Here is a 23,546-nt window from a genome sequence, read left to right on the forward strand (position 1 = left end):
CGTGGATCGAGAAGGGAGGGGATAACCCGATGCGTACCAATACGCTTGTCCTGGACCAGGCGCGTGCGCGCCTGGCGCAACAGGCCGCCGCCTACGCCTTTGGCGTTCCGGTGGAAGAGATCAACACGCCGACCCGGGGGCGGGCGCGCGCCGCCCTCGCGCGTCAGGCGGCCATCTATCTGACCCATGTGGCGTTCGAGCTGAGCCTGAACCGGGTGGCGGACGCCTTTGGCCGGGACCGCTCGACGGCGGCCCATGCCTGTCACCGGATCGAGGATGCAAGGGACGACCCCGCCTTTGATGCGGCGATGGAGGATCTCGAAGCCTGTCTGCGCAGCGCGCCCGGGCCCGATCTCATCCCCTTCCGGATGACCCAATGACCCCGGCGCCAGGCTGGATGCGGCGTCTCGCGCGGCGCGGGGCCGTGCTGGCGCCGCTGGCGGGCGGGCGTTCGGGATATGGCGTCTACGCCCACGGGGATCGTCGTCGCCGGCCGCTGGCCCGGCTTGAGCGCGCCGCCTTTGAAGCGGCGGTAAGAGAGGGCTGGCTGGTCGAGACGGGCGAGGGCGTCCATGGCCTGAGCGATCAGGGACGCCAGCAGGTGGTGTCTGACGCGCCAGAGCGTCGCCCGGCGCTCAGCACGGAACGGCGATTGGCGCCCGATCCGGCGGGCGGCGTCAGCATGCACATGGTCAACCCGAACACCTGTGACGGCCCGCTGGCGCGCTATGCCCGGTCGCGCAACGGCCAGCCGCCGCTGCTGGAGCCGGCCCATCTCAGCGCGGCGGACAGCCTGATGCGCGATTATGAGCTGTCGAGCCTTGCAAGCCGCGTCACGCAGGACTGGAGCGGGATTCCGGGCGGGGGCGGGCGCTCGGCCCCGCTTGACCGCGCCGACGCGCCCTTGCGGCGGATGAAGGCGCAGGAGCGGGTGATGGAGGCGCTGGCCGCCGTCGGGCCGGGCCTTGATCACTGGCTGGTGGAAATCCTCTTGCGTCAAAGCGCCATGACCGACGCCGAACACCGCCTCAACTGGCCGTCCCGCTCGGGCGCCCAGGCGCTAAGGCTGGCGCTCGACCGGTTGGCGGTTCATTATCGGCTGAAGCCGGTGCGCGCCACAGCGAACCCGTTCGGGCGTTGAAGGGGCGACCGCAATCACCCGGCGCAGGGGAGGACACCATGCAGGTCAGGACGCATGTGATGTTTCAGGGGGATGCGGATGAGGCGCTGGCGCTCTACCGCTCGGTCTTCCCGGCGTTCGAGGTGGAGGTCCAGGACCGGTATGGCGCGGGCGAAGCCTTGCCGGAGGGGGCGATCAAGCTCGCTTCGGCCCGCTTCGCCGGGCATGAGCTGATCATCTACAACAGCCCGCCCATCCATGATTTCAAGTTCACGCCGTCCACGTCGCTTTATGTGGAGTGCGACAGCGCCGAAGCGCTGGATGCGGCCTTTGAACAGCTTTCAAGGGAGGGGCAGATCCTGATGCCGGTCGGCGATTACGGATTCAGCGCCCGCTATGGCTGGCTGCTCGACCCGTTCGGCCTGTCCTGGCAGCTCAGCCTGCCGCACCCGGCCTAGACCCGCGCTTCCGCTTCCGCCCGGATGCGTTTGATCATCGAGGCGAGCCCGTTGGAGCGTTGCGGGGAGAGATGTTCGGCGAGGCCGATCCGTCCCAGAACGTCCTTGGGATCAATGGAGAGCGCCTCTTGTGGCGTGCGACCGTCATAGAGCCGGTTCAGCAGCGCCACGAGCCCCTTGACGATGTGGGCGTCGGAATCCCCGCGCAGGACCAGCGCCCGGTCCTGACCTTCATCCATGACCAGCCAGACCTGGCTGACGCAGCCCTGCACGCGGGTGTCGTCATTGCGCTCGCTGGCGTCGAGGCCGGGCAGGGCCTGGCCCATCTCGATGAGATAGCGATAGCGTTCTTCCCAGTCGCCCAGGAAGTCGAACTCGTCCACGAGATTGTCGATATCGGTGTTGAGATCACTCATGCGCGCTGAGGTAAAGCGCGGAGCGGGACGGGGCAAGACCCGGGGGCGGGTCTAGTTCAGATCGCCGGTCTCGCGGGCCACATCCGCCAGCAGCGCATCCAGCGACTGTGCGGGCGCGCCCTCGGGCAGGGCGAGCGGATCATGCGAACCGGTCCGGGCCTGATCAGCGGCCCATTGCTGGGCGCGGTCGCCGACGACGCCAGCCACAATCGAAGAGAAGCTGGCCAGTTGCTGACCCACGGCGCAGGCTTCAGCCTGGTCGTTACAGAAATTGCGGGTCTGATGTCCGGCCTGCCGGGTCAGGTCCTGAGAGGCGGACAGCGCATCCGTGGCCAGAACCAGCTGACGCGTCTCACGCGCAAACGCTCCGTCCGGCGCGGCGCTGAAGCCGGCGGGGACGAAAGCCGCCGTCACGGCGGTCCAGAAAATGGCGCGTAGCACGTTGCGGAGCATGCCAGCCTCTTTTCAACTCACTTCAGGTCTTGAAGCAATTCTGAGGCTAGAAAACTGTTCCCGGAAATACCAGCAGATGTGGAATTAAGGGTAAAGTGTGTGTTAACGCTGAACACTTACCCTTAATTTGAAATTACCTTACCGGTTAAAGTGTCTCAATTTGAGACAGCTTCTGTCGGCGCCCGCGTCGCGGTCAGGCAGTCCGCCACGTCATTGAGGGCGTGCTCGGCGATGCAGAAGCTGTCCTCATACTTGAAATGGCCCGCCGCCACGCACTGGGCGAGGTCCAGCCGCACCCAGGCCATGCAGCGCTCCACCGCCGGATCATCCAGCAGGCGGTCCATATAGGTCATGTCCCCGTCCTCGATCGCGTCGAGCGCGGCGAGCGACAGCATGCGGCCCACGCGCCGCTCATCGGGCTGAAGCTGGCTCTGGCCCACCTCGACGCTGAGGTCGGGCAGGTTGAGGTCCACGACTTCGGGCTGGGCGAAGAGGGTGGCGCTGGCGCCCATGGGCGCTGCGGCGGGAGTCTCAGGGGCGCGGAACTGGACGTCCAGGCGCTCGGAGGCGCTCTCCAGCGAAGAGAGGCGTTCCTGGCGATCGCGGGCGCGCTGCTGGGCCCAGCGTTCGTGCTGCAGGTCATAGGCGGCCTGGCGATAGCGCGCGCCGACCTCGCGTATGTCGGTCACATCGCCGTCAATGGCGACGGCGACGGTCTGGCCCGCCGTATCCGCGCCCATGAAGCCGGTGACATACATGGGATCATGGGTGAGGGCGGCGGCGGCGGTCTCGGTGCCATAGTAATCGGCCACGGCGCGGACGGCGTCGATGAATTCGGGATTGCGCGCGGCCACGAGCGCCGCATAGGCGATCTGGGCGTTCACAAGGCGATCGCCGTCATAATATTGCGACAGCGCGTCCATGGTGGCGTCGAGATCGGCGCCGGACAGCAATTCACGCTCCCCCGCCAGCGTCACATCCGACCGGTATGCGGCATAGGTCTGGGCGTTCTGCAGGACTTCGGGCTCGGTCGTGTCGGGCAGGGATGCGCCCTGATCGGGCGCCGGCAGGCTGAGCACCGGCGCGGCAGGCGGCTCCTGGGCGGCGGACTGGCTTGCGGCGGACATCAAGGCGACGCTGATGGCGGCAAAAATCATGATCTCGTCATCCAAGGAGAAAAACCTGTTTTGATCATGACCTAGAGCGCGGTCCGCGCCAAGGGGGATGACGGTGTTTGGCGCGAATTCAGTAATTGTTAACGGGCCCAGACGAGCGTGCGGTTCTATTCTCATTTGTGAGTCGAGATTCGCATCGATGCGCCCTGCCTTCGCCCACCTCGAACGCTTCATGGATCAACAGGCGGCGCGCCTGATTCATGGCGGCTGGCTGGCTCTGGTCGTGCTTGTGGGCGTGAAGGCGCAAACGCCTCTGTCGCAAGGCGATCTGGGCGTTCTGGGTCTGGCCGCCGCGCCGGGTCTGCTCGGGCTTCTGCTGGGCGGTCATCGCACCTCTCACCGCGACAGCGTGCGGTTCGTGCTGGCCCTGGCCTGGACGCTGCCCGGCTTCGCCGCGGCTCTGGCGCTGGGCTCGGCCCTGTCTCCGGCCGCGCTGGCCTTCCTGACCGGGCCGGCGGCGCTTTCGGCTGCGGGCTTGCGCAAGGATGTGCGTCTGAGCGCCACCATGAACACGCTGGCTTTCCTGATGATCGCCATCGCCAGCGCCTGGGCGCCGTTGAGCGCGGGCTCTGCAAGCCTCGTCGCCAGCCCGGTCACGGGGCTGGCTCTCGCCATCTTCTTCGCCGTGTCGGGCTTTTGCGCCCGGGTCCAGCTTCTGGGCGCTCTGGACCGCGCCCGCGCCGAAATCCGGGCCCTGGCGCCGGCGGCGCACGGGTTCGAGCATGCGCCGACCGCTCTGATGACGCTTGATCGCAAGGGGCGGATCGCAGCGGTTTCCCATCGCATGCGCGGTTTCGCGCCGGGCGCGCCGCGGGACATGAACGGGCTCGACGTCACGGGGCTGGCCTTTGATGATGCGGGACGGGTCGAAATCGAGGCCGGGCTTCGCTCCGCCCTGTCGGACGGCGCTCTGGCTGACAGCGCCTTCAGCTTTCCGGTGCGCAGCCGCCGCGGCGCGCGTCAGGCGCTGGATGCGCACGCCCAGGCTACGGAAACCGGCTTTGTGCTGAGTCTCGAGGAACCGCGCGGAGCGGAAAGCCTCGCCGGTGCGGCGACGCCCGAGGCGATCGCTCATCTCGAGGCCGAGCGCGATGCGGCGCTGGCGGCCAGCCAGTCCAAGTCCGAATTCCTGGCGGCGGTCAGCCATGAGCTGCGCACCCCGCTCAACGCGATTATCGGCTTCTCCGACATCATCAAGCAGCGCCTGTTCGGCCCGCTGCCCGCGCGCTACGCCGAATACGGCGATCTGATCCATGAAAGCGGCGAGCATCTTCTGGAGCTGATCGGGGACGTGCTCGACATGTCCAAGATCGAGGCGGACAAGTACGAGCTGACGCCGGAAGAGTTCGACGCCCGCGACGTGGTGTCGATCTGCGCCAAGATGATCAGCCCGCGCGCCAAGGATCGCGGCATTGCGCTCTATTGCGAGCCGGGCGATGCGGATCTGCCGGTGAAGGCCGACCGCAAGGCGATGCGCCAGATCCTTCTGAACCTTCTGTCGAACGCCGTGAAGTTCACGCCCGAAGGCGGCGCGGTCGTGGTGATGGCGCGTCAGGACGGGGCGGAGCTCGTTTTGGCGGTGGGCGATAGCGGCGTCGGCATTGGCGAGGATGAACTCGCCGATCTGGGCAAGCCCTATCACCAGACCCGCTCGGGCAAGGAAACCTCTGAACGCGGCACGGGGCTGGGCCTGTCGCTGGTGCAGGCTCTGGCCGAGATGCAGTCCGGGACCGTCAAGGTTCAGAGCGCCCGCGGTCAGGGCACCACGGTCACCGTGCGCCTGCCGGTGATGGGAGAGGCGAAAAGCACCGTCACCGATTTTGCGCCGCTCGAAGTGCATCAGCGCATCGCCGCCGCCCAGCAGGCGGGCGAGGTGATCATCCAGGCGAAAGACGGCGCGGCGTAAGCCTGGCGCCGCTCGTCTGTGTCTCGATACCGGATCAGTTCGACGCTGTTGCCGTGCTTTGCGGCGCCATGGTCGGCAGCCGCATGAAGGCGAGGGCGGCGTCGAACGCGCCCACTTCCACCCAATAGCGATCAATCACCGCGCCCGTGCCGTCATACAGATCGATGCGCGCGCCTTCGCGGGGCGACAGATTGGCCAGCTCTTCGGTCAGCGCCTGCGGAAAAATGAAGCCCACGGCGGGCTGTCCGCTGGCCGGCGCCAGCTCCCCGGCGCGCTGACGGCTCAGGGTTTCGGTGGCGAACACCCGCTCCAGCCGGTCTGACGGGGCGCCCCAGGCGCTGACCGGATCCTCGTCCGGCGGGGGCAGCAAGCCGCCGGCGGTCAGGTCCACGGGCTCGGGCGCGCGCTCCACATCCCGCACATAGGCGACGGCGTAGGCCGGGCGCAGGGCGGTGCGCAGGCTGAGCGCCAATGCGGTTTCGTCCCCCTGCTGGAAGATCCCGAAATTGGCCGCGCCCTGGCGCAGGCTCTGCACGATGCGCCATTGGGCGAACTCGTCGGACAACCCGCCGCGCTGGGCCGTCCAGCCCTGGGCGCGACCTTCAAAGCGCGCCTGATCAAAGCCGCTCAGGCGCAGAGTTTCCTGCCGGTGCAGCGTGACGCCGGGCAGATCAAAGGCCTCGCGGCAGGCGATGGAGAAGGCGTCGTCCTGGCGTTGCTCGAACCCGTCGAGCTGGCCCGGGCTTGCGCCCTGCATCACCGCATCATCACGCGAGCGCTTGATGGCGGCGTCCAGAAGCGCCCGCTCGACGGCGGTGAAGACGGAACACGCATTATCGGCCGACCGGGCCTCCAGACGCAGCTCATAGGCGTCAAAGGAGGCGTCGGCGTCAAAGACGGCCTGGGCGGTCAGAAGGGCGAGCGCGGAAGTCCACATGCCCTCCAGTCTAGGCGCGGCGTCTTGACGTCCGGTTTACATTGATGCTGCCGAGCAGCAGAAGCACCGCCAGCGAGAAGGCGCCCAGCGCAAACCATTCGTCATGGGCGCGCAACTGGCCGCTGATCCATTCCGCCGAGAAGCGCGGGGCGGAGGAGGGGCCGAAATGGGTGACGTTCGCCGCATCCCAGAGCGCCGCGCGGCCATCCAGCTCGCTCCACAGCTCCGAACGCGCCAGACGTTTGGCGGCGCGGGCGAAGTCTGCGCCGTCAGGCGCGGTGAACAGGGCCACCTGACGGCCTTCGGGCGTGTCGAACAGGGCGGCGACGCCAGTAATGCGCGCATCGCGTTCGGTGGGGTCGGCGGCGTAGGCGGTCGAGCCGTAATAGCGTCGGCGTTGGGGGGCGCGATTGGCGGCGGCGTTCGCCGCAGCACGCACTTCCACAGGCGCGGCGGCCAGAAGGCGCGGGTCGAGCGCTTCCTGCGGTCCCAGCACCATCAGGTCATAGCGTTCGGGCGCAGCGTTGATGTCATCGCCGAACCAGGCGTAGAGCCAGGCCGAACCCGACGCCAGACCGGCGCGGGCGATCACCGACAGGGCGGCGTTGCGCTGGTCTTCATCCTCGCCTGCGATGACCACGGCGGCGCGACCGCCCTGATCCAGACCGAAGGGCGCGCCCATGCTGGCGAGACCGGCGAGGGCGTGCGTGTCGCCGGTGGAGGCCGGCGGCGTGCGGACCAGTCGCGGCGCGTTGAGCGCTGCGGCCATGTCAAAGCGGACCGTGTGCGCCTGCATGGAGCGGGCGGCGAACAGGCGCGCCGAAGCAATCAGGGCGGCGGGCGAGGCGGCGGACAGGCGCACCTCGGACGGACCGGTGAGATCGATCGCAGGGGCGCCGGCGCCGCGCACATGGGCGGTGACGACCATTTCGGCGACTTCGGCGTCGCTGACGAGGATCGGCGCCTCGCCCATGCGCAGGGCCAGGCCCTGGGCGATGAGCGCGGCGACGGCGAGCTCGTCCTCGCCCGCTTCGCGCGCATCGATATGCACCCGGCGCGGGGCGGCGAAGTCGGCGTTCAGCGCCGCTTCCACTTCAGACAGGCCCGAATAGCCATGGGGCGGCGCGGCGGCGATGCGCAGGCGGCTGGCCTGGGCGCTGATCGTCCAGCCGTCTTCGCCCGGATCGACAAGGCGCAGGATCAGCGTGTTGTCGCCAGCGCGCAGATCATCGGAATAGAGCGAGAAGCGCGCCTCGAAGGGTTCGGCGCGCGGTTGCAGGACCACGGCGCGCGAGCGGTTCACAAACGCCTCGATGCGGCCATCCGAGTGCGCGCTGTCGGGAATGGCGTTCATCAGCAGCTCGATCGCTTGCGGATCGGCGCTGGGCGCGATGGTGAAGGGGATGCGGATTTCGCGATGATCCGCGTCCAGCCGCAGATCGCTCGCATCGTGGGTCAGCTCGGTCAGCAGGACTTCTTCAGAGCGCGCAGCCCTCTGGTCCTGCGCCTGCGCCTGCGTCGTCAGCACGACAAGAGACATCAGGCCCATAAGAATAAGGCCGAATGAACGATTTTGTGTCAGCATGGCACGCTCCCCTCAATTAACAAACTATTAAGCAATTGCTTTGCCATCAAGTGAAATGACGATGACCGATCTCAGAGCGCGATTTTGGGTGGATGCCTTGCGGTGGCGGGCCGAAAGCGCCGGCGCCAGCGTGTATGTGGCGCATAAGGGCGACCCGGATGCAGGCGTCATCCTGTTGAAAACCCTGCTGCCCGAACGCATGGCCCAGCTCTATGCGCCGATGCGCAACATGCAGGGGGAGCGGGTGTGGATGACCCCGCTGGGCCCTGATCCCGTGCCGGAACAGGACGCGGAGGGCTATGCCCGTCGGCGGATCGAGGATGATCCCGATCTCTGGCTGGTGGAGGTGGACGACCCGCATGGTCGACACTTCCTTAACGAGGCGATTGATAATTCTTAAGATCGCTGGGTTAGGATGAGCCACGGGTTGGGAAAACGCCGACGGGTTACATTCAACATGCTGTTTTTGTTCAACGATGCTCTTTACGATCTGGGTGACGTCGCGGAGACGGCGCGCGAGCGGGGGGAAGCCTTGGGGATCAACCCCATCGCCCTGCGCGGCCTGCGCATCGGCCAGGTGATCAAGATGGTTCGTGAATGGGTCTGGGAGCGTCCGGCGCTCGCCAAGTCAGATCCGGAGAGCGGAATCTTCCTGTCTGCGCTGGTGGCGCTCAAGACCAACGAAGCCAATGCGCTGCTGGCCGTGGCGCCGCAGACCGCCAAGAGCTCGGCGGAGGTGCAGGTGCGCCTCGCCTCCGTGTCGCTTGTGACCATGAAACAGCTCATGGACCTGCAAGCGGATGGACGCCTGTCCGGGCATACGGCGAACATGGCGGTCTGGTCCCAGGCGCCGGCGCGGATGCAGGCCTGAAGCCCTAGCGCTTGCGTGCGGCGGGCGGCTCGGCTACCTCGCGGGTCTGAACACTTTGCAGGATATGCCGATGACCACCGCCGCTGACGGCGCGCAATGGGCGCGCCGGCGCACCTACGCCATCATCTCTCACCCTGACGCGGGTAAGACGACGCTCACCGAGACGCTGCTTCTGGAGGCGGGCGCCATTCGTCTGGCCGGCCAGGTGCGCGCGCGGGGCGAGAACCGCCGCACCCAGTCGGACTGGATGAAGATCGAGCGCGAGCGCGGGATCTCGGTCTCCGCCTCGGTGATGACGTATGAGTATCGCGATCTCATCTTCAACCTGCTCGATACGCCCGGTCACGAGGACTTCTCCGAAGACACCTATCGCACGCTGACGGCTGCAGACTGCGCCATCATGGTGCTGGACGCCGCCAAGGGCGTGGAGCCGCGCACCCTGAAGCTCGTCGAAGTGTGCCGCCTGCGCGACATCCCGATCATCACCTTCATCAACAAGTTCGACCGCGAGGCGATGGAGCCGTCCGAACTGCTCGATGACATCCAGGACAAGCTGGCGCTCGACGTCACGCCGATGCAATGGCCGTGCGGGTCGGGCAACCGCTTCAAGGGCGTTGCGGATCTGACCACGAACGAGTTCGTGCTCTACAAGCGCCCCGATGACAGCGAGGTCAGCCGCTCAGAACGCGTGCCGCTGGACGGTGACGGGATTGCGGGCGTTCTGAGCGCCGAAGAGATCGCGGAAGTCACCGAAGGCGCCGAGATGGCGCGTGAATTGCTGCCCGAGTTTGATCAGGCGAGCTTTGAAGAGGGCCATCTCAGCCCGGTCTATTTCGGGTCTGCGCTGCGCCGCTTCGGCGTGCACGAACTGCTGGACGCCCTGGCCGACCATGCGCCGGGACCCCAGCCCCAGGCCGCCGCCAAGGGGCCCCGCGAGACGCTGGAGCCGGGCGACAAGGAAGTCGCGGGCTTTGTTTTCAAGGTCCAGGCGAACATGGACCCCAATCACCGCGACCGGGTGGCCTTCGTGCGCCTGAGCTCGGGCCAGTTCAAACGCGGCATGAAGCTGAAGACCGAAGCGGGCAAGACGCTGTCGGTGCACAATCCGATCCTGTTCTTCGCGTCCGATCGCGAGATCGCCGACGAAGCCTTCGCGGGCGATGTGATGGGCGTGCCCAACCATGGCGTTCTGCGCGTGGGGGACACCCTGTCGGAAAGCGGCAAATGGCGCGTGGCGGGCATTCCGAACTTCGCGCCGGAGATGCTGCGCCGGGCGCGTCTGAAAGACCCGCTCAAGGCCAAGCACCTCAAGAAGGCGCTCGAATCCCTCGCCGAAGAGGGCGTGACGCAGCTCTTCCGCCTGCAATTGGGCGGCGAGTTCATCATTGGCGCGGTGGGCGCGCTGCAGATCGATGTGATGGCGCAACGCGTCGCGGACGAATACGGCATCGAGGTGGTGTTTGAAGCCAGCCCCTATGACACGGCGCGCTGGATCACCGGTTCGGATGCGGATATCGCCGCCTTCATCGACCGGCACAAATCGGCGATCGCCGAGGATATCGACGGCGACCCGGTGTTCATGGCGAAATCGGCCTGGGAGGTGAATTATTCCCAGGAGAAATTCCCCAACATCACCTTCCACGCCACCAAGGAACGCAGCTGATGACCGCGCCGTCCGTCGCCGAACAATTGCCAGAGCCTGTCCGGGCATCGGTGAACGACCTTGTCGATATCGTCCAGACGGTCTGGGACACCAGCTTTCTGGGCCTGTCCGTGGGGGCTGGTCTGGCGGCGCTGGGCGTCATCGTCATCGCCTTCCTGTTCCGCGGGCTGTTCTCCGCGCTGATCATCAACCGGGTGCGCACGGCGACTGAAAAGACCGAGACCCAGCTTGATGACAAGCTGCTGGATGCGCTCTACGGCCCGATCAAGCTGATCCCGGTGATCATCGGCGTCTATATCGCGGTCAACATTCTGGGGCTGCGGGGCGAGAACGCCGCGATCAGCGGCGACAGCCTGGTGCAGACGCTGGTGATCGTGGCGCTGTTCTGGGGCTTGCGGAACGCGGTCGACCCGGTCGCGCACCTGTTCAAGCCGCTGCGCCGGGCGCTGAACCCGGTGATGATCGACTGGCTGTCCAAGGCGCTGAAAATCCTGTTCGTCATCATTGGCGTGGCAGCCGCCCTGAGCGCCTGGGGCATCCCTGTGGCGCCGGTGATCGGCGGTCTCGGGCTGCTGGGCGTCGCGGTCGGCCTTGGCGCGCAGGACCTGTTCAAGAACCTCATCGCCGGCATCCTGATCCTCACCGAGAAGCGCTTCGTGCCGGGCGAGTGGATCAAGGTGGACGGCGTGGTGGAAGGCACGGTCGAGCAGATCAATTTCCGCTCCACCCTGGTGCGCCGCTTCGACAAGGGGCCGGTCTATGTGCCGAACGCCTTCCTGTCGGACAAGGCGGTGACCAATTTCTCCCGCATGACCCATCGCCGGATCTCATGGGTCATCGGCGTGGAGTACAAGACCACCACCGACCAGCTGGCTTATATCCGCGACGAGGTGCTGGACTGGGTGCTGAACCATCCCGAGTTCGCCAAGCCGCCTGAAGTGTCCACCTTCATGCATGTGGACAAGTTCGGGCCGTCCTCGATCGACTTCTTCCTGTATTGCTTCACCACCACCACGAACTGGGGCGAGTGGCTGCGCATCAAGGAAGAGCTGGCCTTCGCCATCAAGCGCATCGTGGAAGAGGCCGGGACCGGCTTCGCCTTCCCGTCCACCACCATCTACATGGATGACGGGGCGGAGGTGTTCGTGCCGCCCAAAGTGAAAAAGCACATCCCCCACGACGATCCCGAAAAGCAGAACCGGCAGATCGCCCGCGGCGAAAATCACGATGGGGAAAGCGGAGACGGTCGCTAGGCGGCGGCCGCGGCCTGCTTGCGAAGCTTCCAGAACCGCAAGGCGCGTTCGGCCTGATCGGGTTCGAGCTTTTCATAGATGGCGCCGATTTCGCGCGCATCATTGAAGGCGTTCTCCGCCGCCTGGCTGCGCAGAACGGCGAGCGTGACGAACAGCGCCTTCTCGATGCCCGCCGCCTTGCAGATCAGCGCCAGGCCGTCCGGGCTCTTGTGCTCGAAGGCGCGCTTGGCGGTGTAGTAATCCACGCCGGTGAGCTCGGCGAAGCCAAGCGCGCAATGCACGGGCTTGCGTTCGCGCAGCAGGCTGACCAGAAGGGCGCCGTCCAGCTCCTTGCGCACGCGCTTGGAGGCGATGAAGCGCTGGGCTTCAACGAGCGCCTTGTCTTCGGCCATGCGCTTTTCAAGCCGGGCCTGGGAGGCGGCGAGGGCGGCCTCGAGCACGCCCGGCTCCAGCTTGTCGAAGCGCTGGGTGATCTTGTCGCGCAGGGTGCGGCTGACGACCACCATCAGGTCGTTCAGAAGGTCGGCCGGGGCGTCCGCGCGCTCGACGATCGGCGCCTGCAGGATTTCACTGTCCTCGGCGCGGCGGGCCACTTCTTCAAAGGTGGAGCGCGACAGCTGGGCGCCGTCATTGCGGATCAGGGCTGCGACCGTGTGGTCATCGCCCTTCTCCACGATGGCGTGGGAGAGGCGTTCGGACACGGTTTCGCGCCTGGCGATGGCCTGGATATGCGCCTGGCCGGTCTCGTGCACGATGGTCACGAGGTCTTCCTCGCTCAGCACGGACGAGCGCGACAGGATGGGCGCGGCGACCTCGATGGCGTCCTTGGCCAGTTGCTGGATCAGGCCCTTGGGGGCGAACGGCGCGTCGGCGAACCGGTCCGCCAGCTCGGCGCGCGCGTCCTGGGCGGTTTCGTTGGCGAGGGTTTGCAGGATGTCGTCAAACTGGCCCTGGGCGGCGCTGTCGCCGGCCGGCGGCGCGTCAAAGAACAGGTCCGTCACCTCGCGGAGCAATTCGCGGCGGCGATCAGACGATTTTTCTTTCGCAAGTTCGGTCAGCTTGTGCAGCTTGGACGAAACCGACATCCGGGCCTCCGCAATGAGCACGCCATATTGCTTGCATGCGAGTAAAGAAACCGTGCCGCACCATGGTTAATGCGCGGTTCAGTCGGGTTTTTTTACCCGCCGCCCGCGAGATCGCTATTGCGCCCGGCCGCAGGAGCGGGCGCTCGACCGGGGGCGGACAGCATCGTGCGCTCGCGCGGGCTGGGCGCGCGCTCGGCGCCCGCTTCGATCCGCGCGGCAAGGGCGGGCGACAGGCCGGTCAGGGCCCCCGGGGCATACTGGCTGGGCCCGGCGATGGGATGCAGGTCACAGCGCGCGGCGCGCGCCGTCTGCACGGGCCGGTAGGTCCAGGCCTGGCACGCGGCGTTCAGGGCGCAGGCGCTGATGCACGCTTGCACGCTTTGCGCCGCCGCGCCGTCCAGCCGGACGAGCACGCCGCGGCGGGCGTGATTCTCGATCACCGCCGCCGGAGGCAGGGCGGTCGGAGCGGGCGCTGCGGTTTGCAGCATCAGGAGGAAGACAGCCATCATGGCTTGGAATATGCCATCACGACTTTGACAAACCGTTGCGCCGGTCCCGGCGCACGGCTAACCAAGCGCGATCCACTCCAGAGAAGAGCCTGTCATGAGCGACGCGTCGGCCGAGAAACCCAAGAACGCCCTTGAACGCCTGTTGGCGAGCGCGGCCTTCCGCAACACCATCACGGCGCTGATCCTGATCAACGCGGCGATCCTGGGGCTTCTGACCTATCCGCTGCCCGAGATCGTGGTGCAGGTCCTGACCTTCGCCGACCATGCCATCATCGCCGCCTTCGTGGTGGAGATCCTGCTCAAGCTGATCGTGCATCGCCTGAACTTCTTCAAGTCGGGCTGGAACTGGTTCGATTTCGCCGTGGTGGCGATTTCCCTGATTCCGGCGGCGGGCGCCTTCACCGTGCTGCGGGCGCTGCGCGTGCTCAGGCTGTTCCGCCTGTTCTCTGTGATCCCTGAAATGCGCTCTGTGGTCGAGGCGCTGGGCAAGGCGATCCCGGGCATGGGCGCCATCATGCTGGTGCTGGGCGTGATCTTCTATGTCGCCTCGGTCATGGGCGCGAAGCTGTTTTCGGGCACCCATCCGCAATTCTTCGGCGATCTGGGCGGTTCGGCCTACACCCTGTTCCAGGTCATGACGCTGGAGAGCTGGTCCATGGGCGTGGCCCGCCCGGTCATCGCCGAGCATCCCTATGCCTGGATCTACTTTGTCGGCTTCGTGATCGTGACGAGCTTTGCGGTGCTGAACCTCTTCATCGCCGTCATCGTGGACTCCATGCAGTCCAAGCATTTTGACGCCGAGACCGAGCGCCAGAACATCGCCCATGACGAGCGCGAGACCCTGATCCATGAAATGCGCGCCATGCGGCGGGAAATGCACGAAATGCGCGCCCTGCTGGCTGAAAAAGTCGATGCGGATCAGTCGTCGATGCCGTCCTTGAGCGACTCGAACCGGGCGGACAATTCCGAGTAATACGCCGCCAGCGCTTCCTCGCGGGCGCCGCGCCGCTGCGGGGCGGGGGCTGTCAGCTCAAGGGCCGGCTGGCCTTGCAGGGCCTCGGTCATGAAGCGGCGCCAGATCTCGGCGGGCAGTTGTCCGCCGGTGACATTGTCCGTCGGCGTGTCGTCATCATTCCCGACCCAGACGCCTGCAACGAGCTGGCCCGTATAGCCGACGAACCAGGCGTCGCGGCTGTTCTGGCTGGTGCCGGTCTTGCCCGCGGCCCGGCGGCCATTGAGCTGGGCGCGCTGGCCGGTGCCGTCCTGGATCACGCCTTGCAGCAGGGTGGACATCCATTGGGCCTGCTCGGCCTCGATCACCTGACGCCCCTGGGTGGCTTCGGGCGCCTGATACAGCAGATCCCCGCGTGAATTGCGCACTTCCAGCACCAGAACCGGGTCCGGACGGCGGCCATCATTGGCGAACACGGCATAGACGCGCGTCATGTCGATCAGGCGCACGCCCGACGAGCCCAGAGACAGGGCCGGAACCGGGTTGAGCGCGGTGGTGATCCCCAGGCGCTGGCCCATTTCCGCGACCGCGTCCGCGCCCACCTGCGCGCCCGCCTGGGCGGCGACCGTATTGATCGAACGCTTCAGCGCGTCGGCGATGGTGATGCGGCCGCGATAGTTGCCGCCATAGTTCTCCGGGCTCCAGCCCTCGATCTCGATGGGTTCGTCATTGAAGGCGGTGGAGGGTTCCATGCCGGCCTCGAAGGCGGCGGCGAAGACCACGGGCTTGAAGGCGGAGCCCGGCTGGCGGCGGGCCTGGACGGCGCGGTTATACTGGCTGTCGGCATAATTGCGCCCGCCCACCATCGCCCGCACCCGGCCTTGCGGATCCATCGCCACCAGTGCGGCTTCATCGGCGTTGCGCGCCTCGGCCTGCAGATCCATCACCGCGGCGACGGCGCGCTCGGCGGCGGTCTGGGCGCTGACGCTGACACTGGTGCGGATGACAAGGTCGGGCGTGTCCGCCGCGTCGCCCAGGTGCTGGCGCGCTTCGGCGAGGGCCTGATCGAACACATAGCCGAAAGCGCCCGGTTCAAAGCTTTCATCCCCGGCGGCCAGCTCCGCCGGGTTCTCGAGGGCGTCCTGATAGGCGGTCTCGTCAATGAAACCGGCGTCGAGCATGTCATAGAGCACCTCGGCGGCGCGGGCGCGGGCGGCGGGCAGGTTCGAGGTGGGCGCGAGGCGCGAGGGCGCCTTGGGCAGGGCCGCCAGAAGCGCCGCTTCTGACAGGGTCAGATCGCTGGCGGGCTTGTTGAAATAGCGCCGCGCGGCGGCTTCCACGCCATAGGCCTGATCGCCCAGATAGACCCGGTTGAGATAGAGCTCGAGGATCTCCTGCTTGGTCAGATTGTCCTCGAGCTCGGTGGCGATGCGGATTTCCTGGATCTTGCGCCGGATCGTGCGTTCGGGGCTGAGGATCAGGTTCTTCACCAGCTGCATGGTCAGGGTCGAGCCCCCCTGAACAAGGCCGCCGGCGCGCACATTCGCCCACATGGCGCGGGCAAAGCCGCGTTCGTCAAAGCCGTCATGCTCGTAAAAGCGCCGGTCCTCGACCGCCAGGAAGGCCTGGGGCACATGGTCGGGCAGGTCGTCCAGCCGCACCGGGCGCGCATAGAGCGGACCGCGCTGACCCAGGATTGCGCCATTCTCCGCCAGTACGGTCACTGCCGGTTCGCGCCGGACGCTCCACAACTCTTGTGCGGTAGTTGGAACCGACGGCAAGTCGTGGTAGGCCCAACGCCAGAAGGCGATCCCGCTGATCAGCCCGACCAGGATCACGATCTGCGCCGTGACCAGGGCGACCAGGCGCCAGCGGGATTTCAGCCGGGTCCATGGGGAGGGCTTTTGATCGGCACGGAAGGTGATGGCGAGCCTCGACAGGTTTGCCGCCCGGACGGGCGTATTGGGAATGATCTCAAGAACAGCTGATCACGGCTAAATTCAGGCGATGAGCGATACTCGTCCTTTCTACGAACGCAAGACGCTTTCTGAAATGAGCGTGAGTGAATGGGAGTCCCTGTGTGATGGCTGCGGCAAGTGCTGCGTCGTCATCCTGGGCGATGAGGACGATCCGGACACCTTCTGGCGCACCAATGTGGGCTGCAAGCTCTTGGACCTGAACACCATTCGCTGTTCGGACTACGCCAATCGCCAAAGCAAGGTCCCCGGCTGCGTCCGCCTGAGCGCGGACAATATCGCCCAGCTCAAATGGATGCCGGAAACCTGCGCCTATCGCTTGCTGCATGAGGGCAAGGACCTGCCCGACTGGCATCCGCTGAAGACCGGCGACCCCAATAGCGTGATCGAGGCCGGGCATTCGGTCAAAGGCACGCTTATCAGCGAGAACATCGTCCATGAGGACGATCTCGAGCACCATATCGTCGCCCGGCAGGACGCAAAGCCGGAATAAATCCGCGCCAATCCCGAAGTTGAGAACCAGGAACCGCCGATGTCTTAGAGCGTTGGCGGTTTTTGTGCGCGATCAATCCGACCGGGGCGGTTATCGCCTAGTCTTCAGGCATGGTCGAAATGAACCCGAAGACGCCTGACCCGGCGCCGAAACGGACGGGCGGGCGACGCTTTGACTGGATCGCCATTCATGAAGGCTGGCGGGCCGGTGAAAGCGCTGACGCATTGGCGGAGGCCTATGGGCTGAAAGCCAGCACAATCATACTGCGATGCGGCTGGATCGATGAAAACTTTCCGGCCCCGGCGCCGGTGCGCCTGATCGCCGAGCTGAACCGGCGCCTGGAACGGGCCATGGCGCGGCTCGATGAGGGCGATGCCGCGCAGGCGGAAAAACAGGCCCGGACCATTGCTGCGCTGATCCGCGCGGGACGCGATCTGAAACAATGGAGCGAGACCATGACCGAACAGAAGACGGGCGCTACGCCCGCCGCACAGGCGGAGGCGCCCCAAGGTGAGAAACGAGACTATTACGCCGAAGTTGATCGCCGACTCGATCGCCTTGCAGAGCATCTCAGAGCGAAGGGCATGGGTGCACAATCAGACGCCGGAGGAGATCAGGCGCGTCGCTAATAGCTGGGCGTTCTGGGCGCGCGATGAACAGAAACCGCCACCGGGCGACTGGCGCATCTGGCTGTTTCTGGGCGGCCGGGGGGCGGGCAAGACCCGCGCCGGGGCCGAATGGATACGCGCACAGGTGATAGCGGGACGCAGGCGGATCGCGCTGGTGGCGCCGACCTTTTCCGATGTGCGCGAGGTGATGGTGTCCGGCCCGTCAGGCTTTCTCAATATCGGCGAGGCGGACGAACGCCCCCGCTATGAGGCCAGCCGGCATCGTTTGATCTGGCCGAACGGAGCGGAAGCCCATGGCTTCTCCTCCGAAGATCCGGACGGCTTGCGCGGGCCGCAATTTGATTGCGCCTGGGTGGATGAGTTCGCCGCCTGGACCCGCCCGCAGGAGACGCTCGACATGCTGGGGCTGGGGCTTCGGCTGGGTGAAGATCCCAGACTGATGATCACGACGACTCCCAGGCCCATACCGGCGTTGAAGGCGCTGCTCAAACAAGCTGGCGTGGTCATGACCCATGCGGCCACACAGGCGAACGCCGCCAATCTGGCGCCGGGCTTTGTCGCCGCGATGACGGATCGCTATGGCGCCTCGCGGCTGGCCCGGCAGGAGCTTGAGGGCGTTCTGATCGATGATCCTGACGGCGCCTTGTGGACGCGGGACCTGATCGATCAGGCGCTGGGTCTGCCCGCCTTTGAGCCTGAACGCGTCGTGGTGGCGGTCGATCCGCCAGCGAGCGCAACGGGAGATGAATGCGGGATCATCGCGGCGGGCGTCGCGGGTTTGGGCCGGGACGCCCGGCTTGTTGTCCTCAAGGATATGAGCCTGCAAGCTCGGCCTGAAGTCTGGGCGGCAAGAGTGGCCGAAGCCTTTGACGCGGTGGATGCGGACTGGGTGGTGGCCGAAGCCAATCAGGGCGGGGACATGGTCCGCGCCGTGTTGCAGGCCGCAGCGCCCGACCTGCCGATCAGGCTGGTGCATGCGAGCCGCGGCAAGCGGGCAAGAGCCGAACCCGTCGCCGCGCTCTACGCCAGGGGCCGGGTGCGCCATGCCGGGCGGCTCCCGGCATTGGAAGACCAGATGTGCGCCTTTGGCGCGCCCGATCAACACGGCAGCCCGGACCGAGTGGATGCGCTGGTCTGGGCCATCGCCGCCCTGACCCCACAGGCCGCCAGCCCCAGGCTGCGGCGGCTTTAAACCAACAGGAGAACGCCATGCTCAAGCAATGGCTGGGTCTCGGTCGCAAGGCGGCCGGGCGAACCCTTGCGCTCGGCTTCGGAACGGGGGCGAGCTGGAGCCCGCGCGGCTATGCCGCTTTCGCGACCGAGGGCTATGCCCGCAACGCCGTCGCCCATCGCTGCGTCCGGCTGGTCGCTGAAGCGGTCGCCGCGACCTCGTTCAAGGCGGGTGAGGGCCGGGCGGGGGAGGCGGCCTTGGCGCTGCTGACTGCGCCAAACCCGGACCAGTCCGGTCCCGAACTGATCGACATGGTCCAGAGCCATCTTCAGGTGGCGGGCGATGCCTATCTGCATCTGACGGGTTTTGAGACCGGGGCGCCGTCGCTGTATGCGCTGCGGCCTGACCGGGTTCGGGTAATGACCGGGCCCAAGGGCTGGGCCGAGGGCTGGGAGTACCGCACTACGTCGGGCGCGGAAGTGTTTCAACGCGATCGCGCCTCGGGCCGCTCGCCCGTCCTGCATCTCAAGCGCTTTCACCCCACCGATGATCATTATGGCCTGTCGCCCATGGAGGCGGCGGCAAGGGCCGTCGATGTCCACGCGGCGGGCGGCGCCTGGGCGAAAGCATTGCTCGATAACGCCGCACGGCCCTCTGGCGCGCTGGTGGTGAAGACCGGAAGCGACGGGCAGGGGCGTTTGACGCCCGATCAGTTCGAGCGCCTGAAGGGGGAGCTTGAGAGCCTGTACACCGGCGCCGAGAACGCCGGGCGGCCCCTGCTCTTGGAAGGCGGGCTTGATTGGAAGCCGATGGGGCATTCCCCCGCCGAGATGGATTTCATCGAGGCAAGGCGTGAGGCGGCGCGAGAAATCGCGCTGGCCTTCGGCGTGCCGCCCATGCTGCTGGGCCTTCCCGGCGACAACACCTATTCCAATTATCGCGAGGCCAATCAGGCGTTTTATCGCCAGACGGTGCTGCCGCTGGCGAAGAGTTGCGCTATGGCGCTCAATCGCTTTCTGGCGCCCTGGCTGGGCGAGGACCCGAAGCTCTGTGTGGATGAAGACGGCCTGCCCGCCTTCACCGACGAACGCGCGGCGCGCTGGGCCAGGGTGGCCTCGGCGGAGTTTCTAACCGACGACGAGAAGCGCAGCCTTCTGGGTCTGGCCCCGCATGGAGGCGATCAATGACCGAGACGTCACACACGATCAGTCCGTGGCGGCTCGATCGATCCATTACGCTGGGCGTCATCCTCGCTTTGACGCTTCAGACTGCGGGCGCCCTGATGTGGACCGGGGCGGCGAATGAGCGGCTCGATCAGCTTGAAACCCGCGCGGATGCGTCTGCGCCGGTGGCCGAGCGTCTGGCGCGGCTGGAAGCGCACGCGGCCTATTCCCGCGCCGCGCTCGAACGCATCGAGCGTCGGCTCGAAGAGGACTGAGGTCCGCCCCTTTTGACAATGGAGACGCCGATGCAGGCGCTGAAGCGCTCTGGCGAGACGCTGGAGGTGGCGGGCTATGCCAGCCTGTTTGATATCGAGGATCAGGGCGGCGATCTCGTCCGCGCCGGGGCCTTTGCAGAGGGGCTCAAGGCGCGCGGTCCGAACGGGGTGCGCATGCTGTTCCAGCATGACGCGACCGAACCCGTCGGGGTCTGGGACGAGATCGCCGAGGATGGCCGCGGGCTTTATGTCCGCGGCCGCATTCTGTCGACCGCCCCGCGCGGCAAGGCCGCTTTGGGGCTGGTGGCCGAGGGGGCTGTTGACGGCCTCTCCATCGGATTTCGCACGATCCGCTCCGCGCCCCGACCGGGCGGCGGGCGCGATCTGCTTCAACTGGATCTGTGGGAGGTGTCGATCGTGACCTTCCCCATGCTGGCTCAGGCGCGGTTGCGCGTTGTGGAGCCTTCCAAGGCGCGGCTGTCCGCGTCGGCGGCCTGACCGCCTTTTCCTTCCCAGTCAGAAAGGACACTCATGAGCCGGGAAACCAAGATGGCGGTTCCCTCCGCCGAGACGCGCGCCGCCATGGCCGACATGCTGGCCGCGTTCGAACACTTCAAAGAGGCCAATGACCAGCGGCTGGATGCGCTGGAATCCAAGACCGGCGCGGATCCGCTGATCACCGAGAAGGTGAACCGCATCGACGCCGCGCTCGATGAAGCCAAATCGCGTCTGGATCGTCTGAGCCGGGAAGCGGCGAGGCCGGACCTGTCCGGCGCCTCGATCAAGAGCACGGGCTGGGGCGATTTCCTGCGCACCGGGTCTGCGTCGGCGCTCGATCTCAAGGCGCTGTCGGGGCAGTCGGGCGCGACGGGGGGCCATGTGGCGCCGGCGGAGCTGGAAACCCGCATTGAACGCCTGATCCGCGAGGTGAGCCCGATCCGCTCCATCGCCACGGTGAAGCAGACGACATCGCATACCTTCCGCAAACCTGTCAGCGCGGGCGGCGCGACCGGCGCCTGGGCGGCTGAGACGGCGAGCCGGCCTGAAACGGACGCCTCCGCGCTGGAGCTTCTGGAGTTCCCGACAGCCGAGCTCTACGCCATGCCCGCCGCCACCCCGGCGATCCTCGATGATGCGCTGGTGGATCTCGAGCAATGGCTGGCCGAGGAAGTGCGTGACGTGTTCGCCGAAGCCGAGGGCCGGGCGTTTGTGTTGGGCGATGGCGTGAACAAGCCGCGCGGCTTTCTCGATTATGAGGTCGCGGCAGTCGGTTCGGAGAGCTGGGGCAAGCTGGGCTTTGTCGCCACGGGCGTGTCGGGCGGCTTCTCCGCCTCTGACCCGGCGGATGCGCTGATTGATCTCATCTATGCGCCCAAGACCAGCTATCGCGCCAAGGGAAGGTTCGTGATGAACCGCGCCACGGTGTCCGCCGTGCGCAAGTTCAAGGATGCGGACGGGCAATATATCTGGCAGCCCGCCCAGAGCGCGGGCCAGTCCGCCAGCCTGATGGGCTATCCCGTCACCGAGGCCGAGGACATGCCCGATATCGGCGCCAACAGCTTCTCGATTGCGTTCGGTGATTTCGAGCGCGGCTATCTGGTGGTGGACCGCCAGGGTGTTCAGGTGCTGCGCGATCCCTATTCCGCCAAGCCTTACGTTCTCTTCTACACCACCCGCCGCGTCGGCGGCGGCGTGCAGGATTTCGACGCGATCAAGCTCCTGAAATTCGCCGCCTGATCAAACCCTCTCTCCCCACCTCAAAGCCCCGGCCATAGCGCCGGGGCTTTGCTTTTTGAAAAGGAGGCGACGCGATGAGCCTGACGCGAACCACGCCGCCCGCGACCGAACCGGTCAGCGTGGAGGCGGCGAAAGCCTGGCTGCGGGTGAGCCATTCCGAGGATGACGCCCTGATCGCCGATCTGATCGAAAGCGCCTGCGAGCATGTCGAAACCCGGACCGGGCTGGCGCTGATCACCCAGAGCTGGCGCGAGCGGCTGGAGGACTGGCCGCGGGACCGGTTGAGCGCATCGGGGCTGGCGGTTCAGCTCAAGCGGGCGCCGCTGATCAGCGTCGAGGCGGTCAGGGTGCGAGGCCGTAACGGCGACCTGACCGACTGGAATTCTGCGGAATACCGGGTGGAGACGGGTGAGCCGGGACGGCTGGTGGCCCTCCTGCCTTTTGCTTTGCCCCGGCCGGATATTCGAGCTGGCGGCATCGAGATCGACTTCACCGCCGGCTATGGCGAAACGCCGGACGAGGTTCCCGCGCCCTTGCGCGCGGCGATCCTGCATCTGGTCGCGGCGAGCTATGGCGCGGACCGGGGCGAGGGCGGCGAGAGCCCGCCTGCGCCGGACATGGTCGACCGTCTGCTCGCGCCGTTTGAACGGGTGCGGCTATGAGCGCGGAAGCCGCCTTCCAGAGCGGACTTCTGGACCATTTTCTCGCGGATGCAGGCGTGGCGACGGTCCTCGGCGAGCGGGTGTTTGACCTGCCGCGCTCGGGCGTGCGCTATCCTTTCCTTTATCTGGGACGCGTGGAAAGTGAGGCCGCGGACGCCAGCGAAACCAGCCTGATCGAATTGCGCCAGACCCTTCTGATAAGGGGCCGACGCGATGACGCCGAGGCGATCAAACAGGCGCTGGGCGCGATCCGCACGGCGCTCGATACGGCGTCCCTGGCGCTGGAGCCGCCCCATACGGCGATCCATGCGCGGGTCGTCTACGCCGATCTGTTCTCAACGTCTGACAGCCGCGTGATGCAGGGGCTGGCGCGGGTGAGGGCGCTACTTCAAACTCAAGGAGACAGGCCATGACGGCGCAGGCGGGCAAGGGTGTCTTGCTGAAAATCGGCGATGGCGGATCGCCCGAAACGTTCACGAGTCTCGCGGGTTTACGGGCGAAAACGCTTTCCCTGAACGCGCGGGCGGTGGATGTCACCCATGCCGACAGTCCGGGGCGCTGGCGTGAATTGCTGGACGGCGCCGGGGTGCGTCAGGCGGCGATTTCGGGCGCGGGGATATTCGTGGACAGCGCGGCGGACGAGACGGTGCGCGGCGTGTTCTTTGATCAGGCCCGGCGCAGCTTTCAGGTGATCGTGCCGGATTTCGGCGTCATCGAAGGCCCGTTCCTGGTCACGGCGCTGGAATATTCCGGCCGTCATGACGGCGAGGCGAGCTATTCGATCTCACTCAGCTCCGCCGGCGCGCTGAGCTTTGCGCCGTTATGAATTGCGATCCTCGATCTCGCGCTGGCGCCGATGGTCCTCAAGATCATTGAGGCAGGCGCGATAGGCGTCGGGATTGCGCAATTCCTCGCATTCATCCTCATAGCGCTCGTCATAGACCTCTTCGAACACGCTTTCACAGCCGCACAGAACAAGCGGCGAGGCGAGGGCGAGGAGGGCGAGAGCGCGGCGCATGGGTCATCCTTGAGCTGGGATCCTGCGCCGAGACTAAAC

Annotated in this window: 28 protein-coding genes; 19 read left to right on the forward strand and 9 right to left on the reverse strand. The window is 66.4% G+C overall.

All coding sequences use genetic code 11. The annotated features are described in order from the left end of the window. Positions 1-29: 29 nt before the first annotated feature. The 3 genes from B2Z70_RS01560 to B2Z70_RS01570 are packed head-to-tail and all read left to right on the forward strand — an operon-like array spanning position 30 to position 1,578. Entirely contained in the window at positions 30-380 is a 351-nt protein-coding gene (locus B2Z70_RS01560) for a helix-turn-helix domain-containing protein (RefSeq protein WP_292980196.1), read from the forward strand. Then, a complete protein-coding gene (locus tag B2Z70_RS01565) occupies positions 377-1,141 on the forward strand; it encodes a DUF6456 domain-containing protein (protein WP_292980198.1) in 765 nt (254 codons plus the stop codon). Before B2Z70_RS01560 ends, B2Z70_RS01565 begins: the two co-directional genes overlap by 4 nt. Before the next feature lie 38 nt (positions 1,142-1,179). After that, positions 1,180-1,578 (forward strand): VOC family protein, encoded by a 399-nt coding sequence (locus tag B2Z70_RS01570; protein ID WP_040612769.1) that lies wholly within the window; start codon positions 1,180-1,182, stop codon positions 1,576-1,578. On the opposite strand, the gene B2Z70_RS01575 is transcribed toward B2Z70_RS01570, so the two are convergent. The 3 genes from B2Z70_RS01575 to B2Z70_RS01585 all read right to left on the reverse strand — a co-directional run bounded on the left by B2Z70_RS01575 (position 1,575) and on the right by B2Z70_RS01585 (position 3,604). Continuing rightward, a complete protein-coding gene (locus B2Z70_RS01575; RefSeq protein WP_009803332.1) occupies positions 1,575-1,994 on the reverse strand; it encodes a SufE family protein in 420 nt (139 codons plus the stop codon). The genes B2Z70_RS01570 and B2Z70_RS01575 overlap by 4 nt on opposite strands. 51 nt (positions 1,995-2,045) lie before the next feature. Beyond that, positions 2,046-2,447: a hypothetical protein gene (locus B2Z70_RS01580; protein WP_009803333.1), complete on the reverse strand. Its 402-nt coding sequence runs from the start codon at positions 2,445-2,447 to the stop codon at positions 2,046-2,048. Between the two features lie 155 nt (positions 2,448-2,602). Further along, positions 2,603-3,604, reverse strand: a complete 1,002-nt coding sequence (locus tag B2Z70_RS01585) for a hypothetical protein (RefSeq protein WP_292980202.1) — start codon at positions 3,602-3,604, stop codon at positions 2,603-2,605. Between the two features lie 157 nt (positions 3,605-3,761). Here B2Z70_RS01585 and B2Z70_RS01590 point away from each other — a divergent pair, with 157 nt between their 5' ends. Then, positions 3,762-5,528 (forward strand): sensor histidine kinase, encoded by a 1,767-nt coding sequence (locus tag B2Z70_RS01590; RefSeq protein ID WP_292980204.1) that lies wholly within the window; start codon positions 3,762-3,764, stop codon positions 5,526-5,528. 34 nt (positions 5,529-5,562) lie between these two features. Here the strand turns inward: B2Z70_RS01590 and B2Z70_RS01595 are convergent, their stop codons facing one another. Further along, positions 5,563-6,465 (reverse strand): hypothetical protein, encoded by a 903-nt coding sequence (locus tag B2Z70_RS01595; RefSeq protein WP_009803337.1) that lies wholly within the window; start codon positions 6,463-6,465, stop codon positions 5,563-5,565. Positions 6,466-6,475: 10 nt separating this feature from the next. Next, positions 6,476-8,050: a hypothetical protein gene (locus B2Z70_RS01600; protein WP_292980206.1), complete on the reverse strand. Its 1,575-nt coding sequence runs from the start codon at positions 8,048-8,050 to the stop codon at positions 6,476-6,478. A 61-nt stretch (positions 8,051-8,111) separates the two neighbouring features. On the opposite strand from B2Z70_RS01600, the gene B2Z70_RS01605 reads away from it, so the two are divergent. The 4 genes from B2Z70_RS01605 (at position 8,112) to B2Z70_RS01620 (ending at position 11,837) form a co-directional block, all read left to right on the forward strand. Next, positions 8,112-8,450 carry a DUF1491 family protein gene (locus B2Z70_RS01605; protein ID WP_162011003.1) on the forward strand — a complete coding sequence of 113 codons (339 nt, stop codon included), beginning with the start codon at positions 8,112-8,114 and terminating at the stop codon, positions 8,448-8,450. A gap of 57 nt (positions 8,451-8,507) precedes the next feature. Continuing rightward, a complete protein-coding gene (locus B2Z70_RS01610) occupies positions 8,508-8,921 on the forward strand; it encodes a hypothetical protein (RefSeq protein ID WP_009803340.1) in 414 nt (137 codons plus the stop codon). A 64-nt stretch (positions 8,922-8,985) separates the two neighbouring features. After that, positions 8,986-10,584, forward strand: a complete 1,599-nt coding sequence (locus B2Z70_RS01615; RefSeq protein WP_292980210.1) for a peptide chain release factor 3 — start codon at positions 8,986-8,988, stop codon at positions 10,582-10,584. Next, positions 10,584-11,837, forward strand: a complete 1,254-nt coding sequence (locus B2Z70_RS01620) for a mechanosensitive ion channel family protein (RefSeq protein ID WP_292980212.1) — start codon at positions 10,584-10,586, stop codon at positions 11,835-11,837. Before B2Z70_RS01615 ends, B2Z70_RS01620 begins: the two co-directional genes overlap by 1 nt. Here B2Z70_RS01620 and B2Z70_RS01625 read toward each other — a convergent pair. Further along, positions 11,834-12,922, reverse strand: coding sequence for a DUF2336 domain-containing protein (locus B2Z70_RS01625; RefSeq protein WP_009803343.1), 1,089 nt, complete (start codon positions 12,920-12,922; stop codon positions 11,834-11,836). The two genes, B2Z70_RS01620 and B2Z70_RS01625, sit on opposite strands and share 4 nt — an antisense overlap. A gap of 92 nt (positions 12,923-13,014) precedes the next feature. Next, positions 13,015-13,431 (reverse strand): PAN/Apple domain-containing protein, encoded by a 417-nt coding sequence (locus B2Z70_RS01630; protein WP_292980214.1) that lies wholly within the window; start codon positions 13,429-13,431, stop codon positions 13,015-13,017. A 94-nt stretch (positions 13,432-13,525) separates the two neighbouring features. Here B2Z70_RS01630 and B2Z70_RS01635 point away from each other — a divergent pair, with 94 nt between their 5' ends. Further along, complete coding sequence (locus B2Z70_RS01635; protein ID WP_009803345.1) at positions 13,526-14,404, forward strand: ion transporter; 879 nt, start codon at positions 13,526-13,528, stop codon at positions 14,402-14,404. Here the strand turns inward: B2Z70_RS01635 and B2Z70_RS01640 are convergent. Further along, positions 14,350-16,221: a transglycosylase domain-containing protein gene (locus B2Z70_RS01640; protein ID WP_292980216.1), complete on the reverse strand. Its 1,872-nt coding sequence runs from the start codon at positions 16,219-16,221 to the stop codon at positions 14,350-14,352. The two genes, B2Z70_RS01635 and B2Z70_RS01640, sit on opposite strands and share 55 nt — an antisense overlap. Positions 16,222-16,390: 169 nt before the next feature. Between B2Z70_RS01640 and B2Z70_RS01645 the strand changes: the two genes are divergently transcribed. From B2Z70_RS01645 to B2Z70_RS01690, 10 genes are all read left to right on the forward strand, one after another. Beyond that, on the forward strand, positions 16,391-16,852 hold the full coding sequence (locus B2Z70_RS01645; protein WP_292980218.1) for a YcgN family cysteine cluster protein: 462 nt from the start codon (positions 16,391-16,393) through the stop codon (positions 16,850-16,852). Positions 16,853-16,971: 119 nt separating this feature from the next. Next, entirely contained in the window at positions 16,972-17,481 is a 510-nt protein-coding gene (locus B2Z70_RS01650) for a hypothetical protein (RefSeq protein WP_292980220.1), read from the forward strand. Further along, a complete protein-coding gene (locus B2Z70_RS01655) occupies positions 17,441-18,673 on the forward strand; it encodes a DNA-packaging protein (RefSeq protein WP_292980222.1) in 1,233 nt (410 codons plus the stop codon). Before B2Z70_RS01650 ends, B2Z70_RS01655 begins: the two co-directional genes overlap by 41 nt. A gap of 17 nt (positions 18,674-18,690) precedes the next feature. Further along, positions 18,691-19,839 (forward strand): phage portal protein, encoded by a 1,149-nt coding sequence (locus B2Z70_RS01660; protein WP_292980224.1) that lies wholly within the window; start codon positions 18,691-18,693, stop codon positions 19,837-19,839. After that, positions 19,836-20,090: a hypothetical protein gene (locus tag B2Z70_RS01665; RefSeq protein ID WP_009803351.1), complete on the forward strand. Its 255-nt coding sequence runs from the start codon at positions 19,836-19,838 to the stop codon at positions 20,088-20,090. The genes B2Z70_RS01660 and B2Z70_RS01665 overlap by 4 nt, the downstream gene beginning before the upstream one ends. 30 nt (positions 20,091-20,120) lie before the next feature. Next, entirely contained in the window at positions 20,121-20,588 is a 468-nt protein-coding gene (locus B2Z70_RS01670) for an HK97 family phage prohead protease (protein ID WP_292980227.1), read from the forward strand. 33 nt (positions 20,589-20,621) lie between these two features. Next, positions 20,622-21,827 carry a phage major capsid protein gene (locus B2Z70_RS01675; RefSeq protein WP_292980230.1) on the forward strand — a complete coding sequence of 402 codons (1,206 nt, stop codon included), beginning with the start codon at positions 20,622-20,624 and terminating at the stop codon, positions 21,825-21,827. A 74-nt stretch (positions 21,828-21,901) separates the two neighbouring features. Beyond that, the gene (locus tag B2Z70_RS01680; protein ID WP_292980232.1) at positions 21,902-22,489 is read left to right on the forward strand and encodes a head-tail connector protein; all 588 of its coding nucleotides are present in this window, start codon (positions 21,902-21,904) and stop codon (positions 22,487-22,489) included. Then, a complete protein-coding gene (locus B2Z70_RS01685) occupies positions 22,486-22,902 on the forward strand; it encodes a DUF3168 domain-containing protein (protein ID WP_009803355.1) in 417 nt (138 codons plus the stop codon). The genes B2Z70_RS01680 and B2Z70_RS01685 overlap by 4 nt, the downstream gene beginning before the upstream one ends. After that, positions 22,899-23,315 (forward strand): phage major tail protein, TP901-1 family, encoded by a 417-nt coding sequence (locus B2Z70_RS01690; RefSeq protein WP_292980235.1) that lies wholly within the window; start codon positions 22,899-22,901, stop codon positions 23,313-23,315. The genes B2Z70_RS01685 and B2Z70_RS01690 overlap by 4 nt, the downstream gene beginning before the upstream one ends. Here B2Z70_RS01690 and B2Z70_RS01695 read toward each other — a convergent pair. Then, a complete protein-coding gene (locus B2Z70_RS01695) occupies positions 23,310-23,507 on the reverse strand; it encodes a hypothetical protein (protein WP_292980238.1) in 198 nt (65 codons plus the stop codon). The two genes, B2Z70_RS01690 and B2Z70_RS01695, sit on opposite strands and share 6 nt — an antisense overlap. Positions 23,508-23,546 lie beyond the last annotated feature (39 nt).

Origin of the sequence: Oceanicaulis sp. UBA6590, assembly GCF_002433705.1 — a bacterium.
GTDB lineage: Bacteria > Pseudomonadota > Alphaproteobacteria > Caulobacterales > Maricaulaceae > Oceanicaulis.

Bases quoted from the DNA above. Each gene is read 5' to 3' on its own strand.
- B2Z70_RS01590 (WP_292980204.1), top strand. From the start codon at position 3,762: ATGCGCCCTGCCTTCGCCCACCTCGAACGCTTCATGGATCAACAGGCG.
- B2Z70_RS01580 (WP_009803333.1), bottom strand. From the start codon at position 2,447: ATGCTCCGCAACGTGCTACGCGCCATTTTCTGGACCGCCGTGACGGCG.
- B2Z70_RS01570 (WP_040612769.1), top strand. From the start codon at position 1,180: ATGCAGGTCAGGACGCATGTGATGTTTCAGGGGGATGCGGATGAGGCG.
- B2Z70_RS01600 (WP_292980206.1), bottom strand. From the start codon at position 8,050: ATGCTGACACAAAATCGTTCATTCGGCCTTATTCTTATGGGCCTGATG.
- B2Z70_RS01605 (WP_162011003.1), top strand. From the start codon at position 8,112: ATGACCGATCTCAGAGCGCGATTTTGGGTGGATGCCTTGCGGTGGCGG.
- B2Z70_RS01685 (WP_009803355.1), top strand. From the start codon at position 22,486: ATGAGCGCGGAAGCCGCCTTCCAGAGCGGACTTCTGGACCATTTTCTC.
- B2Z70_RS01670 (WP_292980227.1), top strand. From the start codon at position 20,121: ATGCAGGCGCTGAAGCGCTCTGGCGAGACGCTGGAGGTGGCGGGCTAT.
- B2Z70_RS01565 (WP_292980198.1), top strand. From the start codon at position 377: ATGACCCCGGCGCCAGGCTGGATGCGGCGTCTCGCGCGGCGCGGGGCC.
- B2Z70_RS01615 (WP_292980210.1), top strand. From the start codon at position 8,986: ATGCCGATGACCACCGCCGCTGACGGCGCGCAATGGGCGCGCCGGCGC.
- B2Z70_RS01690 (WP_292980235.1), top strand. From the start codon at position 22,899: ATGACGGCGCAGGCGGGCAAGGGTGTCTTGCTGAAAATCGGCGATGGC.
- B2Z70_RS01680 (WP_292980232.1), top strand. From the start codon at position 21,902: ATGAGCCTGACGCGAACCACGCCGCCCGCGACCGAACCGGTCAGCGTG.
- B2Z70_RS01695 (WP_292980238.1), bottom strand. From the start codon at position 23,507: ATGCGCCGCGCTCTCGCCCTCCTCGCCCTCGCCTCGCCGCTTGTTCTG.
- B2Z70_RS01620 (WP_292980212.1), top strand. From the start codon at position 10,584: ATGACCGCGCCGTCCGTCGCCGAACAATTGCCAGAGCCTGTCCGGGCA.
- B2Z70_RS01660 (WP_292980224.1), top strand. From the start codon at position 18,691: ATGCTCAAGCAATGGCTGGGTCTCGGTCGCAAGGCGGCCGGGCGAACC.
- B2Z70_RS01630 (WP_292980214.1), bottom strand. From the start codon at position 13,431: ATGATGGCTGTCTTCCTCCTGATGCTGCAAACCGCAGCGCCCGCTCCG.
- B2Z70_RS01585 (WP_292980202.1), bottom strand. From the start codon at position 3,604: ATGATTTTTGCCGCCATCAGCGTCGCCTTGATGTCCGCCGCAAGCCAG.
- B2Z70_RS01625 (WP_009803343.1), bottom strand. From the start codon at position 12,922: ATGTCGGTTTCGTCCAAGCTGCACAAGCTGACCGAACTTGCGAAAGAA.
- B2Z70_RS01675 (WP_292980230.1), top strand. From the start codon at position 20,622: ATGAGCCGGGAAACCAAGATGGCGGTTCCCTCCGCCGAGACGCGCGCC.
- B2Z70_RS01650 (WP_292980220.1), top strand. From the start codon at position 16,972: ATGAACCCGAAGACGCCTGACCCGGCGCCGAAACGGACGGGCGGGCGA.
- B2Z70_RS01560 (WP_292980196.1), top strand. From the start codon at position 30: ATGCGTACCAATACGCTTGTCCTGGACCAGGCGCGTGCGCGCCTGGCG.
- B2Z70_RS01665 (WP_009803351.1), top strand. From the start codon at position 19,836: ATGACCGAGACGTCACACACGATCAGTCCGTGGCGGCTCGATCGATCC.
- B2Z70_RS01575 (WP_009803332.1), bottom strand. From the start codon at position 1,994: ATGAGTGATCTCAACACCGATATCGACAATCTCGTGGACGAGTTCGAC.
- B2Z70_RS01595 (WP_009803337.1), bottom strand. From the start codon at position 6,465: ATGTGGACTTCCGCGCTCGCCCTTCTGACCGCCCAGGCCGTCTTTGAC.
- B2Z70_RS01645 (WP_292980218.1), top strand. From the start codon at position 16,391: ATGAGCGATACTCGTCCTTTCTACGAACGCAAGACGCTTTCTGAAATG.
- B2Z70_RS01635 (WP_009803345.1), top strand. From the start codon at position 13,526: ATGAGCGACGCGTCGGCCGAGAAACCCAAGAACGCCCTTGAACGCCTG.
- B2Z70_RS01610 (WP_009803340.1), top strand. From the start codon at position 8,508: ATGCTGTTTTTGTTCAACGATGCTCTTTACGATCTGGGTGACGTCGCG.